The following is a 15,900-nucleotide window of genomic DNA, read 5'->3' on the forward strand; positions in this document are numbered from 1 at the left end:
AATGAATCATTCGGAGCAGCATGTTCAGGGACTTTCCCGCGGATCTTACTTGTTTTCCATGATTCGGCTCAGTCTGTTGTTCATCTTGATATGCGGAATTGTGTATCCGCTGGTTTGCACCGGCATCGCGCAACTGTTGATGCCAGGTCAGGCTAACGGCAGTTTGATCAAAAGCAGCAACGGAGAAATCATCGGTTCCGAATTAATCGGGCAAAACTTTACCGATCCGAAATATTTCCAAGGCCGGGTCTCCAGCATTGAATACAAAGCGGAAGCATCTGGTTCCAACAATTACGGACCATCGAACCCGGACTTGTTGAAAAGGACGGAGGAATCCGTTGAAGCATGGAAGGCAAACAATCCGGACGTTCCTGTTAGCCAATTGCCGATTGCCTTGATCACGAACTCCGGTTCAGGGCTGGACCCCCATATTACGCCAGAATCCGCCAACGTGCAAATTCCGCGTATCAGCAAGTTGACCGGTTTGTCTTCGAGCGAGCTCGAGAAACTGGTACAAGAACATACCGAGGGACGAGATTTGGGGATTTTCGGGGATCCAAGAGTCAATGTGTTGAAATTGAACATCGCGCTGCGCGAACTTATGAAATAGTTAAATATCATCTGCGAGCCCTGCCAATGGCCAAATAGGCGGGGTTATCGCATTTTAGTAAAGAGCTTGCGCAAGGGGGGAACAAGAGTGGGAAGTTTTCGCAGGAAGACGCCGGAAGAAATCCTGTACTCCATTTCCAAGCTGCACCGTGGTCGGCTCAAAATCTATATCGGCGCGGTCAGCGGTTCGGGTAAAACGTACCACATGCTTCAGGAAGGTCAGCATTTGAAGCAGCAGGGAATCGATGTCGTCATTTGTGCGGTTTCGACAAGACAGCGGCCGGAAACGGTGGAGCAACTCGGAGACTTGGAACGTGTACCCAGCATTCACTGGATCAAGGATGGAATGGAGCGTAAGGACTTGAACCTCGAGGCGCTGGTCAAACGCAATCCGGAAGTGGTATTAGTTGACGGGCTTGCCCATCGCAATCGGGAAGGAGCACAGTTTCCGACACGTCTGGATGACATCCAATTTTTGCTGAATCATGGCATCAGCGTAATCACAACCGTCAACGTGTACGAACTCGACGGCGCGACGGAACTGGCGAGAAAATGGACCGGTGTCGTGGTGGAGGAAACCGTCCCGGCAAACACATTGGAGATGGCGGATGAAGTCCAATTGATCGACGTATCGCCGGAAACGATACTGAAACGGCTGGAGGAGGGGCATGTCAACGGTGACTCCTCGCCCATGTTGTTTGAGCGAAGCAACATCGGAAAATTACGGGAGCTGGCTTTGCGGCTAGTGGCGGAAGATGTGAACGATTCCCTCGAAAAATACCGCATGGAGCAAGGTTTAACCGGGCCTTCCGGAGCAGCGGAACGCATTCTCGTCTCGGCGCAATACCATTGGAACGGATCCATTCATGTCCGCCGCGGCCAACAAATTGCCAAACGCTTGGGTGGAGATTTGATGATCGTCACATTTGTCCATCCGAAAAAAATGCTGTCTCGCGAAGCAACTGCATTTAAGCGTTCCCTCTTGAAATTGGCCGATAAAATAGGAGCTAAATTCGAAGAACTCACCTTGGCAAGTAGACGGAAGCTTCCCGGCATGTTGGCTCGTTACGCAACCTTGCATCAGGTAACGAGAATTGTACTCGGCCATTCCAAGCTAAATCGCTGGCAGGAGCTGTGGCGGGGATCGATTACAAACGGCATCCTTAAAAAATCGAGACATACGGATATCTACTTCGTTGCGGATCGTGCTGAAAAGGAAGGAGAGCGGATACTGCCGACCAAAATGCTGACGGAAGGTCGGTCGGATGATCGCTACCGCAGGCTAAGCGATCAGGAAGTGGAGCGAAAAATAGGGGAAATCCGGAGAGGACGATTCAAGGTGCTCATCGGCGCCGCCCCCGGGGTCGGGAAAACGTATGCGATGCTTCGCGAGGGGAACGATTTGCAGAAGAAAGGCATTGACGTCGTCATTGGACTTCTCGAAACGCATGGACGAAAAGAAACGTTAGCGCAAGTCGGTTCGCTGCAAACGATCCGGCGGGCGAAGTTGGAGTATCGTGGAGCGAATCTGGAAGAACTGGACGTCCAGTCCATCATTCGCCGCAATCCGGAAGTCGTACTCGTGGATGAACTGGCACATACGAACGTGCCCGGCAGTAAAAACAAAAAAAGATTCGAAGATATTGTAGACATTTTGAACGCAGGCATTTCCGTTATTTCGACGATGAACGTACAGCATTTGGAAAGTTTGAACGATGCGGTTGAACAGATTACCGGCGTGCGAGTTCGGGAAACCCTCCCCGACCACGTGTTGCGCATGGCCGATGAAGTCGAGCTCATTGATGTCGATCCAAAAACGCTGCAGCAACGAATGCGGGAAGGAAAAATCTATGCGCTAGATAAAGTGGATCAGGCCTTGAATCATTTCTTCCGAACGGGCAATTTGATTGCTTTGCGTGAATTGGCGCTACGGGAAATCGCTGACGATGTGGACGAACGATTGGAAGCCTGGGAAAGAAACGATTCGCTTCGCGGACCTTGGAGAAAGCAGGAGACGGTCTTCGTCGGGGTAACATTAAGCACCAATGCTGAGCGCTTAATCAGGCGGGGGTTTCGAATTGCTTATCGTTTGAAGGCTGACTGGGTTGTAACGTATGTTCACGATCATGCTGAGGTTGCTGATGAGTTGAAAAAACGCATCAAAGTGCTGGAAGACTTGACAGCGCGGTTGGGTGGTAAGTTTATGATGCTGTTTGCCCGGAGCCGAAGGCAGATTCCATACCTTTTGCTGAATAAAGCCAACGATATCCAAAGTACGCAGATGATTGTCGGGCAATCGAAGCGGACCTTGTGGGAAAAAATATGGAAACGATCCGTAATCAGGCCGATTCTGCGTTATGGACGCCATATGGATGTGTTGGTGATTGCGGATATTGAGGCTTGCTATTATCAAGATGAAGGGTAACATAGCTTGTCGTCTCATGAAAAATAATTACGTTTTAGCAGATAGTTAATGAAAAAAAGTTAATAGATGTTAACGAAAAGGAGTTGGGAATGTTGCCACTTTGGAAAGTGAATGGAACTTCGCTATATTATGAAGTTTGTGGTCAAGGAACATCCCTCGTCTTTATTCATAGTCTTGGACTAACACATGAAATGTTTGAAATTCAAAAAAAATATTTTAAACAATCGTATCAAACTGTGTTCCTTGATCTGAGAGGAAACGGACAGTCTGGAAATTTGAAAGTTCCGGTTGGAAGAGTTATAGAAACCCAGTGTGAGGATCTAAGTCTCCTCCTGGGGTATTTGGGAATTAAAAAAGCTGTAATTGTTGGCGTTTCCTATGGTGGAATCATTGCTCAGAAATTCTCGAATTTGTATCCAAACCAAGTAAGCGCAATCGTGATTTCAGACTGCTTGAGTATAAATGTCAGGACAACTATGCTTGGCAAATTCGTCTCCATGATCGATCTCATCAGTTCGCTCTCGTATTATTTGCCAGGTGAATTCTTTTTACGCTCGATGAAGATCACTTATTATAAGTGGGACTTGGCTTATCGTGCAATTCGAAAAGGAATGCTGCAAAAAAGATCTGGAGAATGGTATAAACAGCGTCTGGCGGTCAGGGGGATTGATTTCACCCCGTTCTTGCCGCAAATTAAAGTGCCCGCGCTTTGTATTGCGGGGGACCATTCCTATCCAGTTATCAGGCAAATGAATGAAACTGCAGGGCTGTTGTCCAATGCTCGTTTACAAGTCATTGAGGATTCCTGTAACCCAAGCAACTTGTGCCAACCACAACGATTTAATGAGATTGTCCAATGCTTTTTAGAGGATAATCATTTGAACAAAGGTGCTAACAATTATATGCAAGGGTATTAAGTCCCCTTTTGAAAGGAGTTTATGCACGGCGCCAAAAAATGTCGTTTTGTAAGTTCAATTTCATCGAACAAATGACCTATAACCGGCTGAGTTCGAGATGAAAAGGAGCGTTTGGACAAAAAACGTATGACAGCACCAACATAAAAACAGACTATCTTTCTTCTCGCAGCGGTGTTGCCATGTGAGATGGAGCTGATATTATGTGCTCTCAGATGCCTGCAATGTCAGGCAGCGGTCTCTTTATGTGTCTGTCCTACTAGTACGGTTTCTAACACATCAACGATGGATATCATTTTCAGACTTAGTCGCAATGGAGTGTTGGAATGCTCTGCGGCAAGGTCTTTTTTGTTTTTCACGAAAAATAAACAAACGTTTGAAATGGAACGTTGGCTGTCGTTCTCCCCCCTCTGTTTTGGTTTGCCAACAAACCAAAATGGAGGGACTTGAATGAAAAAGATGAATTTGCGGAATATGTATCCTTTTTTTAAGACGGATGTATGGGTCGATGTAGATGAAGAAGTTGCCCATGAAATCCGCCGCTTCGACTTGGAAGAAAGCGCCTACAGGCTGCGAACGTATCGCCATCGGGCCTATTTTTCGCTTGATCGCAATGACGGGATTGAGCAGCATGTTTTATTTCTTTCGATTTCACCGGAGGAGTATTACGAGCGCAAACTTTCACGGCAGCAACTTTATGAAGCTATGTGCCAATTGCCGGTGAAATCCGCCAGACGGATTTATGCCCATTATTTCTTGGGCATGAGCAAAGTCGCTATTGCCAGAGCCGAGCATGTCGATGAGCGGGCGGTTCGTAAATCTATCCAAAGAGGCTTGAAACAAATGGAATACTTGCTCAAAAACATGTAATTGTTTCGTCGGAGGGTCCGATTTTCCTGCCAAAATGAACTGTTATATAGAGGACCATGTTCAGTCAGCGGCTGGTTGCAACCAGCCGCTCATTTTCCATGAGAGGGGTTTGTAACGATGCATCCGATTCGATTTCGAGATGAGGAACACGAGAGATTTTATGTTCAGATGCTGGATGAAAGGAAATGCAACGACGGGTACCATCGGGCACTTTTCTATACATTGGGCATTTCCCGAGAAACCAGAAGTCATATCCGCGATTTGTATGATTTTTCCAATAGCGGCATTAAGCCCGAAGGTCTTTCGGCCCCTTGGCAAACCGGCAGTACCATTCGAGTATGTCGGCTCGCCTTTAATTTATGGAACGGCTGGACCGAAGCAGGAGGCGAACGTTACTCCACTCCCCACGAAATATTCGATTGCAGCTATGCCCCCTACTTTTTTGAAGCGATTCGTCTTCGTTATCCCGATTATTGCCGAAGTCACGAGAGAACGATCAAACGGCTGGCCGAACAAATTCGCTGAATGGACGCAAACGACGGGAGTGGAATGGGACGATGAAAGAAATTAAAACGAGGAATGTTGTGAGGGACATCAAACGTTTAGACAGATTCCCAGACGTGTTGCATCGTGTAAAGCGTTCAAGCGCTCGTGCCAAGCGGCTAGTTGATAATGACAAGGCGATTTCCCATTCTCCAGTTGAATATGCGCAGCGCCAGTCCGCAGCGGCTACGATAAAAACGATACGTGCCCAAATGGGGATGAGTGTGCGTGTCAACAAGAGATTGATTCGGCACATTCTAAAAAGGCGGCCGTTGCCAGATGGTGATTCTGTCACAAGTCAGAGTCCAATTGATGTTAAGACGGAGTCTTCGATTACGCGTACACCGCGACTTGCCCGTAGCATACATCTCCGTAAGCCGGTTGATGGAAAATACGTCTTGTCTTCTGGTTCGCATTCAGGAAAACAACGATTTATACGGAGCCGGGTCAATGCCCGGCTTCTGTATCGTTCTCGAACAGGCAGCTATCCTGAGCGGATGCAAAAACGGGATATCGGACACCCAAAAACGGTCGGGAAGAAGGAAACAATCTCCGCCGCGGTATCTCGTTCAGCAAATGGACGCGTGAAACCGTTAACCAGAGTCCCTTCTACTATAACGAAACAATCGGGTCATACGATCAAACGGAAAGCGCAAAATTTTAAGACATTATTGCCATTTATAAAAAATGGGCATCGGCTAGGGCACGCTGATAATCATTCGGATGCTCAAACAGAAGGGGGAATGAATGCCGTCAAGGAAGCACAACGGGCTGCGCAGATGGCGATGTCTGCCCGCCGGTCCATTCAAACCGCGCGAGTTGCCGCGAGATTGAATCTTCTGATCATTAAAATGGTTGTAAAAGCCACCGCTTTGCTTGTCAAGGGATTGACGGCGCTTTTGGGATTCAGCGGTTCGGTAATTGTAGTTTTGTGCATTGTTATGGCGATAGCCGCTGTCATTTCCTCTCCGTTCGGTATCTTTGTGTCCGGTGAAAATACGGATGCCGATGTAAAGCCGCTTACCCGAATCGTTCAGGAAATAGACGATGAATTCGCCGCCCAACTGGTAGATATACAGCAAGCCGCTGGCAATGTAGACCGGGTGGAATATCATTATCCTGGCAGCGCGGACAATACGCGGATCGATAACTGGATGGACATTATCGCCGTCTTTGCCGTGAAGACCGTCACGGATGCGGAAAACGGGATGGATGTGGCTACGCTTGATGCAACAAGAAATGGTATCATCCGATCGGTATTTTGGGATATGAATTCGCTGGAATCTCGTGTTGAAATGATAGAACATAAGGAAACAGTTACGGTCGAACATGAGGACGGGAGCACGAGTGAAGAAACGTTTACCCGATATGAGCGCATCTTGCATATTACGGTCACTAGCCATACTGCGGAGCAACAGGCAGATATATACCGCTTTACAAATGAACAGATAGAAATAATGAAGGAAATGCTGTCCGAGGAGTTTCGCCCGCTTATGTTTGCGATACTTGGTAAAGATGCGGATATTGGTTTGACGCCGGAGCAGCTTGATTTGGTTCAACAGCAATTGCCCGAAGGCGAACGGGGCAGTGAAGCCGTCAAGTTGGCGCTGACTCGTCTAGGCGATCCGTACAGCCAACCGAAGGCCGGTCAGGACCACTATACGGATTGCAGCTATCTTGTCCAATGGGTTTATCGTCAGCTAGGCATTAGCTTGCCGCGAACCGCCGCGGAGCAGGCCAGATTTTGCGTGGAGAATGGCCTGACCGTAAGCGCGGCGGAGTTGGTTCCGGGTGACCTTGTATTTTGGAGCTACGAGCGTAATGGCAGATTCATGGATATTACGCATGTTGGCATTTATGCGGGAGACGGCAAAGTAGTGGACGCTTCCTCCACTCGGGGACAAGTGGTATACCGGAAACTGTTCGACACGGAAAAGCAGGTGTTTTTTGGCAGGCCCGTATCTGGCGAGCGATGTTAGCCCGTGAGATAATCTTCCTCAGAACGATACGATGATGATATTATGTTTCATAGTCGCGGCTACAGCTACTATAAAGAATAGAATCCCAGTTTTGGAAACCGTCACAAGCACTTCTTCCCAGGTTGCAACCGACATCAACAAAAGATGATAAAGCAGGAATGTTGTCCAGTTTTGTCGTATTTATTATTTGGGCTTACGGACTTCTAAGTTTCGGTTTTAGCATAAACGCAGAGGAGATGGGCGTATGTATTTAAAATATCTCCTTATCAAGAACTTCAGAGCTATAAAAGAGCTGAAGCTTGAATTTAATAAGGGGTTAAATATTCTTGTCGGGGAGAATAACGCTGGCAAATCCGCGATCATCGATGCTTTGAGAATATGTTTAAGTTACGGCAAACAAGCCCGTGACATTTACGTACGGAAAAGCGATTTTTACATCGATAGGTCGAACCCTGATTTTCTGCTTCCTGACATCGAGTTTCATTTGAATTTTAAAGTAGAGAAAGATGAAGAGACGGGCTGGTTTAACGATTTGCATGCACTCAACGATAATGGTCAGAGTGAGTTGCAAATACATTATCGATATTACATAGATCGACAAAAAAATATAGAAAAAATAAAGTACAGGGTTTGGGGCGGTCATAATGAAGGCCAGCAAATTGAACCCGATGTATGGGATCTGCTGTTGCATGTATATCTCGGGGCATTAAGAGATGCCGAACAGTATTTGAGACCCTCCAGAGGAAATCGTATCGGACAACTTTACATGAATCTGAACGAGGACAGAAACAAAAATCGAATTGATGAAGATAAGCGAAAGGAACTGGCCAGAAAAGTAACGGATGCTTTGAAAAATAATCAAGAATGGACAGATTTAATTAACACAGGTAAAGAAAAAGTCAACGAACATTTAAAGCAAACAACCTTTCATGGAAAAGGACAAGAAGTTGAGATCGACTTTCTTCCTTACGAGTTTAGAGGCATAGTCGATAACCTTCGCATGCAAATTCCTGTTTTCAACCAAGAGAATCTGCAAACCGATTCTTCAAAGCAAGAGTATTTTGAACTCTATCAGAACGGACTAGGGTATAATAACCTGATATATACTGCAACTGTTCTCGGCGATTTAAAGAATAGACAGCAAGTCGAACCTGAGACCTATATTGCCTTGTTAATCGAAGAACCGGAAGCTCATCTGCACCCACAGTTGCAAAACGTATTCTTCAAATATCTGAATGAATTGGACAAGATCGGATTCCAGCTTTTTATTACATCGCATTCTCCGACTATTACTGCCAAAGCCGATTTAAATGCACTTACCGTTCTGCAAAATCAAAAAAACAATATTTCGGCGTTGTCTATTAAAAACTCTGACTTAAAAGATGAGAACAAAGCGTTTTTAGCCAAGTTTCTGGATGTAACGAAATCGCAATTATTTTTCGCAAATGGAGTCATCTTTGTCGAGGGCATTTCCGAAGCATTGCTTCTCCCTGTTTTTGCAAAGTTAATGGATAAAGACGGAAAGTATGATCTGGATAAAAACGGGATTGAAATTGTGAACGTGAACGGCGTGGCCTTTGAGCATTTTGGAAAGTTGTTTAACTCTACGGATGAAGGAAAAAGACTGCATGCAAGAGCAGCTATTATAACGGATAGTGATCCTAAATCAACTGGAGAAATTTCAGAGAGGGCTGTAAAAGCTGCGGCTTTGGAGCAAGGGCTTTTAAAAGTGCGGTTAGCAAAAGTCACCTTTGAACATGATCTGTTTCTAGAGGACAAAGCGAACAGGGATTTGTTGCTGGATATCTATCAGGAGATGCATCAGCGTACTGTTATTGAAAAAGGTAGTTCCGATATTCAGCATGCTCGCGAATTTATGAAAAAGCTTGGGACCAACAAGGATAAGTCGGAATTGGCTTATCGACTGGCAGTGAAACTTGAAGCCGAACTGTTTGCCTATCGTCACTCCGAAAAGGAATTGGCTAATAAAGCACACCCAAACGATGCAAATCAAGGGGCAACCAAAATTAACTTTAAAGTCCCTGAGTACATCGCACAAGCAATCAAATGGGTTGTTCAGGATGATGCCGATGTTTAGTTCTCTGTCCTCAGAGCAACGCGAGATTGTATTTGAAAAAATCGGAAGATCTGTCGTCAGAGCATGTCCCGGCAGTGGGAAAACATACTCGCTTGCCGCGAGATTGGCCTATAGAATAAGTAAGTGGGATCGAAAATGCCAAGGTATTGCTGCTATTTCCTTTACGAATGTGGCATGGAAGGAGATTGAAAAACAACTTAATGAAAAGTTTGAGATTAGAATACCCGTTCAATATCCTCACTTTTTAGGCACAATCGACAGCTTCGTTAATAAATTCATTTTTTTGCCTTATGGCCATCTCATTATGGGGTGCAGTAGGCGTCCCATCCTTGTTGGTGAACCACATGGCACTTGGGCGGGTGGAAAATATGAGAGAGATTATAACCGATACTTTGATGCAGTAAGTTTCAATGCTGAGGATATTGCGATACGTACCAAGAGCCCGACACAATACCATTTTAAATGGTTCAATAAAGATGGCTCCGAAAGTGGTCATGTCAAGCACCTGAAAGACATGAAGTACGCTTTCTGGAAACAGGGATTTGCTACACAATCAGATGCCAACTACATTTCAACTAAAATATTGGAGAGTTATCCTGCAGTGGCCAAATCAATTGTGCAGAGATTCCCCGAACTTATGATTGACGAAGCACAGGATACATCGGATGTTCAAATGAAAATCATCGACTGTCTCCTGAATCACGGGCTTGAGCACATTTTGATGATTGGAGATCCGGATCAGGCAATATATGAATGGAATGACGCCAAACCGGAATTATTTATAGAAAAGTATGCTCTTTGGAAAGAAAACTCAGTCGTTTTAAACGAAAATAGAAGAAGTTCCCGTAATATCTGCAATTTTACTTATCGGTTGTCTTCTTTAGATAGTCCATCAGTAGCAGTAAACGAAAATGTGAAAGAATGCCAACTACAGCCAACTATTGTTACCTATAATGCGGACAATTTACAGCATACAATCGATGATTTTCTTCGCTTATGCATTCAGCACCAAATCGATATAAACCGTGAAAAAATTGCTGTATTGTACAGAAGTAAGGGCTTTTACAATCAGATCATAGGTATCGACGGTGCAATAAAGCAGGAAGACCCTTGGCTCCCCGGAAAAATGTTCACAAGAGAGTTCGCCAAAGGCAAATATTTATACGACCGTAAACATTTTAAAGACGGTTATAAAATGATTGAGCGTGCAATACATAAAGCATTGTCAGGCAACAATTACTGTTCAGAAAATGATATTGCTGATAGGATATCAGAGGAAGGTTTTTTGAAATATCGAAAACGTATTCTAGATATCCTTCAGTTACTGCCAAAGACGAACGCCGATCTTATGAGTTGGATTAATCAAGCAAATCAGAATTTCAAAATAAATGGGATCAAAATAAAACTGGAGGTTGATTCTAGTTTTGGAGGTCTGACGTTCGAACAATTGTTTGAAACTGCCGAATTATATGCAGAACATCTTGAGTACAGATTGGGAACGGTGCATACCGCGAAAGGCGAGACTTTTGATGCTGTGCTACTTTTTTTGAAAAAGAAAGCTGGCCAAAAAAGTTATTACAGTACGTATATAAAAAATAACACTAGTATAACAATTTGTGAAGAGTTAAGAATCGTATATGTAGGCATTACTAGGCCGCGAAAACTGCTTGTACTTGCTGTTCCTGATGAAACTGACAAGAAAGCATGGGAAAAGAAACTAATCGGAATAGATCAGGGAGAGAGTTCATTATGAGTGGAAGATTAAGAATAGCGTCACTAGATATGATTGCCGACCGGACAGAAAAATTAAAGCAGCTTTTTCCCGAGGTTTTTTCGCGAGGGCAAAGTTGATTTAATCATCTTAAAGAAGTTTTGGGAGAATTGGTGGTTTACCGCAAAGAACGCTACGTACTGACTCGCAATCAGAGCGAACTTGGGGGAGTTTTAACAATAAGGTTAAATTACCAAAACTTCCCCCAAGTCAGAATAAATTATTAGAATTGACTAGTTCTTTTCTAGTAAATTTTATTCATATCTATGTCGTAGCCTGAACTTTTCATCTCTCTAGCTAATGCTATTTTCCAAGCGCCGTGACTATCCATATCAACATAAACAACACCAGAGATATCATTAGGTTTTTCAACATCTCCCTTTACAAGTGCACATACATTTTCTCGTCCTATTTTTCCAATGAGATACCCATGCTCAAAAATTACATTTTGTCTTGCGCGTGGTTTTAACTCTGGCTCATCTTTCGATTTCCCGACGTCACAAGAAGTATATAATACAATTGCGAATCCAACATTTGAATGTTCTTCGATTTTTTCAATAATTGTCTTTCCTTTGCTTGCTTGTTCGTGTAAAATAATTGCTTCCAATCCCAATTTTTCAACGAATCGTGCTGTTGTATATTTAGCTTCATTGTCATGCCCATGAACAATGAAAACTTTTGAAGTATCCAATTCGATCGCTCCTTCGCATTTTATTATGTCCGAACCTTCTAAGACATATTTGCTATTAAGTACAAAGATACTATGTTTGGATTTTAACACCTTAATCACAAACAAATATTTGTTTTCCTTTTCCAGAATGGCATATTCAATTTCAGGTCGCGAAGAAAATAGTTTTAGCGCACTATCAATTATATTTTGAAAATTAAACTTCTGACTGATTCCATTTAAATAAAAATTCTCACCATCATACGTAGCCCCAATAATAATATAACCGAGTCCAGTATTCGCCAAAGCACATATATATGTTGCAATAGCACTAGGTTTTAATTGAAATTCTCGACATATTATATTGGCCGTAATTTCCTTCGCGAGTAACTTAGTGATATCGATTTCTAAGGACATTTATACACCTATTGTATTTTTCTCAATGGAATTTTGTTTATTCCCGTTGTTTTTAGTATTTTCCCAAATGTTATTTTCTCTGGCTCATCTCGTCCATTTTCAACCCATATTTCCCAATCCTTTTCATAATCAAGTACGTCTTTTTCTGTGTCATAATAAATTATTATTTGCCCAAAGTCAGACGGTCTGGTAATAAGGTAAATTTCCTCGTTATTTTTCGATATCAAAAAAATAGTCTTATCAATTTCAATCATATTATCTAAATTATAATCTGGTTTTCTTTTTAAGTAGTTCAATATATTCTCTCTGGACCTATTCAATATATTTTGCACATAATTGAATTTAATAGGGTTACTGTCAGATCTATGAATAAAGTTTTCAGCAAAGAAGCTGTTCTCTAACGCTCTCTCCAGCCCTTTGTCCGAAAAGATCCCCGACTGAATCAAAAATTCCTCTGTAATTTTTTGCTTTTCCCCTAGGGCTTCAGCTTCTAATGTTGTTTGAGTTGATAATAGATTTTCTAAAGCTAATTCATCCGTAAGTCCATATTTATTAAGTATTCGATCAAACTTTTCTGCTTTTTCCATATTAATCGCAATCTCTTCATCATCAATAAGCTTATGTTTATTTTTATATATTTCATGAAACAACTTTTTAGCTTTTTCTTTGTATTTGTTCTCATTAAACCACACGAAAATTTTTCTGAATACTACTTTAGTTTCCTCGCTCCTCGGATATTCATTAAGTCGTTTTGTTAACAGAACAGATATTTGGTCTGCTACATCCTGCTCTTTCTTCACTCGGGTTTCCGGCAAATCCAAAAATATATTTAGGTCAAGTAATTCTTTTCTGAAATCGTATCCCAGTTCAGCAGAAATGTCTTTTAAAGTTTCGTCAATTTCGCCGTCATCCAAATACAGATCATCTTTTATGACAAATTCACCATACTGATTAGGCAGAATTGGATTGATACTGTTGTTTAATATATTATCGTAATCGTTATCTATCAAGAATGAAATAAAACTATTTAACCAGCCAAGAGTTTGTGATGCACTGTTCCACTGCAGGTATTCTGTTAATGCAGAAACACTCCCTGTTTTAGCTATGGTCTGAGCAATCCACCTAATCTGCCTTTTATCAACTTCATTCCAAATGCTATCGGACCAATTATATATTATTCTTTCTTCGTGTATCTCATTTGGATAAATTGCCTTACAAAATTGGTAGATTAATTTTCTCTTACTTGGAAAATCAGGTGCTTGGGAATATAACGCCACTAAATAATTGCAAGCATACGATATTTTTTCACGTTTTCCTTCTCTTATTATTTTGTTCATTTCATCTACGATTTCTTCTTGTCGTTTAATTGCATATTTGATTTGACCGGTTCCTACTTTATTATCTACTAGGTAGTCTCGAATATCTATTCCCAGTAGTTCCATCACGTTCTTTAATTCCTCATCGATATTTTTATCAATTTTCAATTCTGATTTTTTCTTAAAAATGCCCTTTTGGTTGGGAATAACCGAATATTGGTCGTTATTCACATCATTCAAACAAGCTTGGTCTAAATTTAATATCTGATAATAAGAATTTAGCCATGAGATGGGATCAATACCTTTTACAAGCGATTTGGACAAATTATCCAAGTCACTTCTCTGATGGATTGAATAAGTAATCACTTTCGGTGTAAGCTGGCTCATTTCAGGCCATATAAGCTGCTCATACCAAACATCAATATGAGCTTTCCGTGGTAACATTGATGGTATCCACTGATACCCTAAATCCCAAATCTTATTTCTTAGGTCTTTAGAAGATGCGGAAGGAAACCAGACATTTGCCTTGCCATCCTCACGAAGAATTGTAATTCTCCTGCCGTCTTCGATATCTACGATTGGAGTATTTAGTATTTTAGATTTAATGGGTTGGAGTACTTCACTATTAAACCATTCTTTTGAAATCCATACTTTTTCTTTCTGATTCGGTATTTTTGCAAGTAAATGAATATTTCCCCAGTTTTCCTTTGAGGCATGTTCCAACAAAGTGTTATAGAGTTCTACCGCTTTAAGAATTATTGATTTATTCTCCTCAATTTTTTGCCCTGGACGATCTGTGAGGTATACACCGTTTCTCGGTTCATTTGGATTAAAATTAGGACTATTTACAACGACGGGAAATGAAAAATCCTCTGTACCAATTAATGGGAAATCACAAAACAATCTCGGCAATAGTGGATTATACTCTTTTAGAAAGATTCTATTCTCAGTAAATTCAATCTCGACAGCTATAGAAACATCGTTTTCAGTTAAAACCGCAATTTGAGTCTCGACTTCATCCCACAATTCGCTTTTTGTCACTTTGTAAAGCTTGATATTATTTCCTAAATCACGGTAGCTTCTTGACAACTCGTATTGAACGTCCTCATTGGCTATATTTACGGATTTTATTTCAGGCAAAAAGACCAACGTATAAGCCAGTGCAATGTGTAGGTCATTTAATCCAGTTTGGGCTACCTTTACGCCGCTTTCGTCCAAAACATATCTGAAAACAGTATTGAACCCATCAGGTGAATAATCATCGTATGGAACTTGAAGATCAATATCTTCAAGTGATGCATGTGAATTGTTCACCGAAGCGATAATTTCATGAATATCAGTACCGCTTCGATCAAGTTGGATCTTGAATTTTTTATATGGTTCATCTAATTCCTTAAGTACACCCTCAATTTCAACTTTTTCAGATAGTAAATGTGTTGTGAGAAAGCCTGTTCCGAATTTCCCTGTTTTTTTCTTGACAGTTTCCTGCGTTGTCCTCTCTTTTGTCGAAACTTGCTCAATTAAAAAGGTTACATTATCCGTTGTGAAAGGCTTCCCGTTATGCTTAAATTCAATAATTTTATTTTCCTTATCTACTATAAAATCAATTTCAATTGTTAGATCGCAATTTTCGTGTGCAACATCTTTAGCATTTTGCAATAGCTCCCATACCCAACGCCGTGCAGAGTCTCCATTTTCATCAAATCTCAATTTATCCATCAAGTCGAGGATTTTCGTAGCAATCGCATGACTGTAAACTTTTTCTTTAGAACGCTTAATCTTTGAAATGTACGACATATTAGATGTCCTCGCTTTCAATTAGAATCAGGTTTTCAAGGAATCTTATATAAGAAATAAGAAATCAGTATGAATGGTCGACAAAATTATGACTATTCGAAGTTATACATGTAAAGCAATTCTACCGGAAATCTTGACTCGGCGTGACGTGGAACTTCAGTTGAAATAATTACTTGTCATGGGGCGAAATCCCCATGGTGTTAACCAAATTGACCCAAAATCAAACAGGAAGTCTTTCTCATAATAATACCATAAAATTGGGAGGTCAGTCCCTATTGCACGTTCGTTCAAAGCAAAATGAAAAAGGGATATTTTAAAATTTTAGGTCCGATTTTGCATCAACAATGAAATGAATAATAGAGGGACATGTTTTGTTCCTCTCAATGAACCTTGACAACCGAATACAATCTTATCCGGTACGTTCCCCGCATGGCCTAGAAGGATAGCCAAATTGCAGGCGCGCCACGACCATTTTGCCGGGTTCTTGTTTTTGC

11 protein-coding genes are annotated in these 15,900 nt (G+C 41.9%); 9 read left to right on the plus strand and 2 right to left on the minus strand.

Annotated elements, in window-relative coordinates; genetic code table 11:
- The first annotated feature begins 1 nt into the window (after position 1).
- The 9 genes from kdpC (at position 2) to ACSFXJ_RS05075 (ending at position 11,191) form a co-directional block, all read left to right on the plus strand.
- Positions 2 to 610 (plus strand): potassium-transporting ATPase subunit KdpC, encoded by a 609-nt coding sequence (gene kdpC, locus ACSFXJ_RS05035; RefSeq protein ID WP_435924124.1) that lies wholly within the window; start codon positions 2 to 4, stop codon positions 608 to 610.
- 87 nt (positions 611 to 697) lie between these two features.
- The gene (locus ACSFXJ_RS05040) at positions 698 to 3,034 is read left to right on the plus strand and encodes a histidine kinase (RefSeq protein ID WP_144878482.1); all 2,337 of its coding nucleotides are present in this window, start codon (positions 698 to 700) and stop codon (positions 3,032 to 3,034) included.
- Between the two features lie 89 nt (positions 3,035 to 3,123).
- Positions 3,124 to 3,951 carry an alpha/beta fold hydrolase gene (locus tag ACSFXJ_RS05045; protein WP_144878481.1) on the plus strand — a complete coding sequence of 276 codons (828 nt, stop codon included), beginning with the start codon at positions 3,124 to 3,126 and terminating at the stop codon, positions 3,949 to 3,951.
- 447 nt (positions 3,952 to 4,398) lie between these two features.
- Positions 4,399 to 4,818, plus strand: coding sequence for a sigma factor-like helix-turn-helix DNA-binding protein (locus ACSFXJ_RS05050; protein WP_120117243.1), 420 nt, complete (start codon positions 4,399 to 4,401; stop codon positions 4,816 to 4,818).
- Positions 4,819 to 4,935: 117 nt separating this feature from the next.
- Positions 4,936 to 5,343 (plus strand): DUF6075 family protein, encoded by a 408-nt coding sequence (locus tag ACSFXJ_RS05055; RefSeq protein ID WP_144878480.1) that lies wholly within the window; start codon positions 4,936 to 4,938, stop codon positions 5,341 to 5,343.
- Positions 5,344 to 5,640: 297 nt separating this feature from the next.
- Positions 5,641 to 5,949 (plus strand): hypothetical protein, encoded by a 309-nt coding sequence (locus tag ACSFXJ_RS05060; protein WP_435924125.1) that lies wholly within the window; start codon positions 5,641 to 5,643, stop codon positions 5,947 to 5,949.
- Between the two features lie 155 nt (positions 5,950 to 6,104).
- Complete coding sequence (locus ACSFXJ_RS05065) at positions 6,105 to 7,340, plus strand: C40 family peptidase (protein ID WP_435924126.1); 1,236 nt, start codon at positions 6,105 to 6,107, stop codon at positions 7,338 to 7,340.
- A 244-nt stretch (positions 7,341 to 7,584) separates the two neighbouring features.
- Positions 7,585 to 9,438 carry an ATP-dependent nuclease gene (locus ACSFXJ_RS05070; protein WP_054819105.1) on the plus strand — a complete coding sequence of 618 codons (1,854 nt, stop codon included), beginning with the start codon at positions 7,585 to 7,587 and terminating at the stop codon, positions 9,436 to 9,438.
- Positions 9,431 to 11,191, plus strand: coding sequence for an ATP-dependent helicase (locus ACSFXJ_RS05075; RefSeq protein ID WP_186311126.1), 1,761 nt, complete (start codon positions 9,431 to 9,433; stop codon positions 11,189 to 11,191). The genes ACSFXJ_RS05070 and ACSFXJ_RS05075 overlap by 8 nt, the downstream gene beginning before the upstream one ends.
- Positions 11,192 to 11,453: 262 nt before the next feature.
- Here ACSFXJ_RS05075 and ACSFXJ_RS05080 read toward each other — a convergent pair whose 3' ends face one another.
- Both ACSFXJ_RS05080 and ACSFXJ_RS05085 read right to left on the minus strand, forming a co-directional pair.
- Positions 11,454 to 12,293 carry a TIR domain-containing protein gene (locus ACSFXJ_RS05080; RefSeq protein ID WP_379400382.1) on the minus strand — a complete coding sequence of 280 codons (840 nt, stop codon included), beginning with the start codon at positions 12,291 to 12,293 and terminating at the stop codon, positions 11,454 to 11,456.
- Positions 12,294 to 12,301: 8 nt separating this feature from the next.
- Complete coding sequence (locus tag ACSFXJ_RS05085; protein ID WP_435924127.1) at positions 12,302 to 15,406, minus strand: sacsin N-terminal ATP-binding-like domain-containing protein; 3,105 nt, start codon at positions 15,404 to 15,406, stop codon at positions 12,302 to 12,304.
- Between the last annotated feature and the right edge of the window lie 494 nt (positions 15,407 to 15,900).

It is taken from the genome of Paenibacillus salivarius (assembly GCF_051307165.1).
Classification (GTDB): Bacteria; Bacillota; Bacilli; order Paenibacillales; family Paenibacillaceae; genus Fontibacillus.

Excerpts from the sequence above, each read along its gene's own strand:
- ACSFXJ_RS05060 (WP_435924125.1), top strand. The coding sequence starts at position 5,641 with ATGGTGATTCTGTCACAAGTCAGAGTCCAATTGATGTTAAGACGGAGT.
- ACSFXJ_RS05070 (WP_054819105.1), top strand. The coding sequence starts at position 7,585 with ATGTATTTAAAATATCTCCTTATCAAGAACTTCAGAGCTATAAAAGAG.
- ACSFXJ_RS05065 (WP_435924126.1), top strand. The coding sequence starts at position 6,105 with ATGAATGCCGTCAAGGAAGCACAACGGGCTGCGCAGATGGCGATGTCT.
- ACSFXJ_RS05050 (WP_120117243.1), top strand. The coding sequence starts at position 4,399 with ATGAAAAAGATGAATTTGCGGAATATGTATCCTTTTTTTAAGACGGAT.
- ACSFXJ_RS05055 (WP_144878480.1), top strand. The coding sequence starts at position 4,936 with ATGCATCCGATTCGATTTCGAGATGAGGAACACGAGAGATTTTATGTT.
- kdpC (WP_435924124.1), top strand. The coding sequence starts at position 2 with ATGAATCATTCGGAGCAGCATGTTCAGGGACTTTCCCGCGGATCTTAC.
- ACSFXJ_RS05075 (WP_186311126.1), top strand. The coding sequence starts at position 9,431 with ATGTTTAGTTCTCTGTCCTCAGAGCAACGCGAGATTGTATTTGAAAAA.
- ACSFXJ_RS05045 (WP_144878481.1), top strand. The coding sequence starts at position 3,124 with ATGTTGCCACTTTGGAAAGTGAATGGAACTTCGCTATATTATGAAGTT.
- ACSFXJ_RS05080 (WP_379400382.1), bottom strand. The coding sequence starts at position 12,293 with ATGTCCTTAGAAATCGATATCACTAAGTTACTCGCGAAGGAAATTACG.
- ACSFXJ_RS05085 (WP_435924127.1), bottom strand. The coding sequence starts at position 15,406 with ATGTCGTACATTTCAAAGATTAAGCGTTCTAAAGAAAAAGTTTACAGT.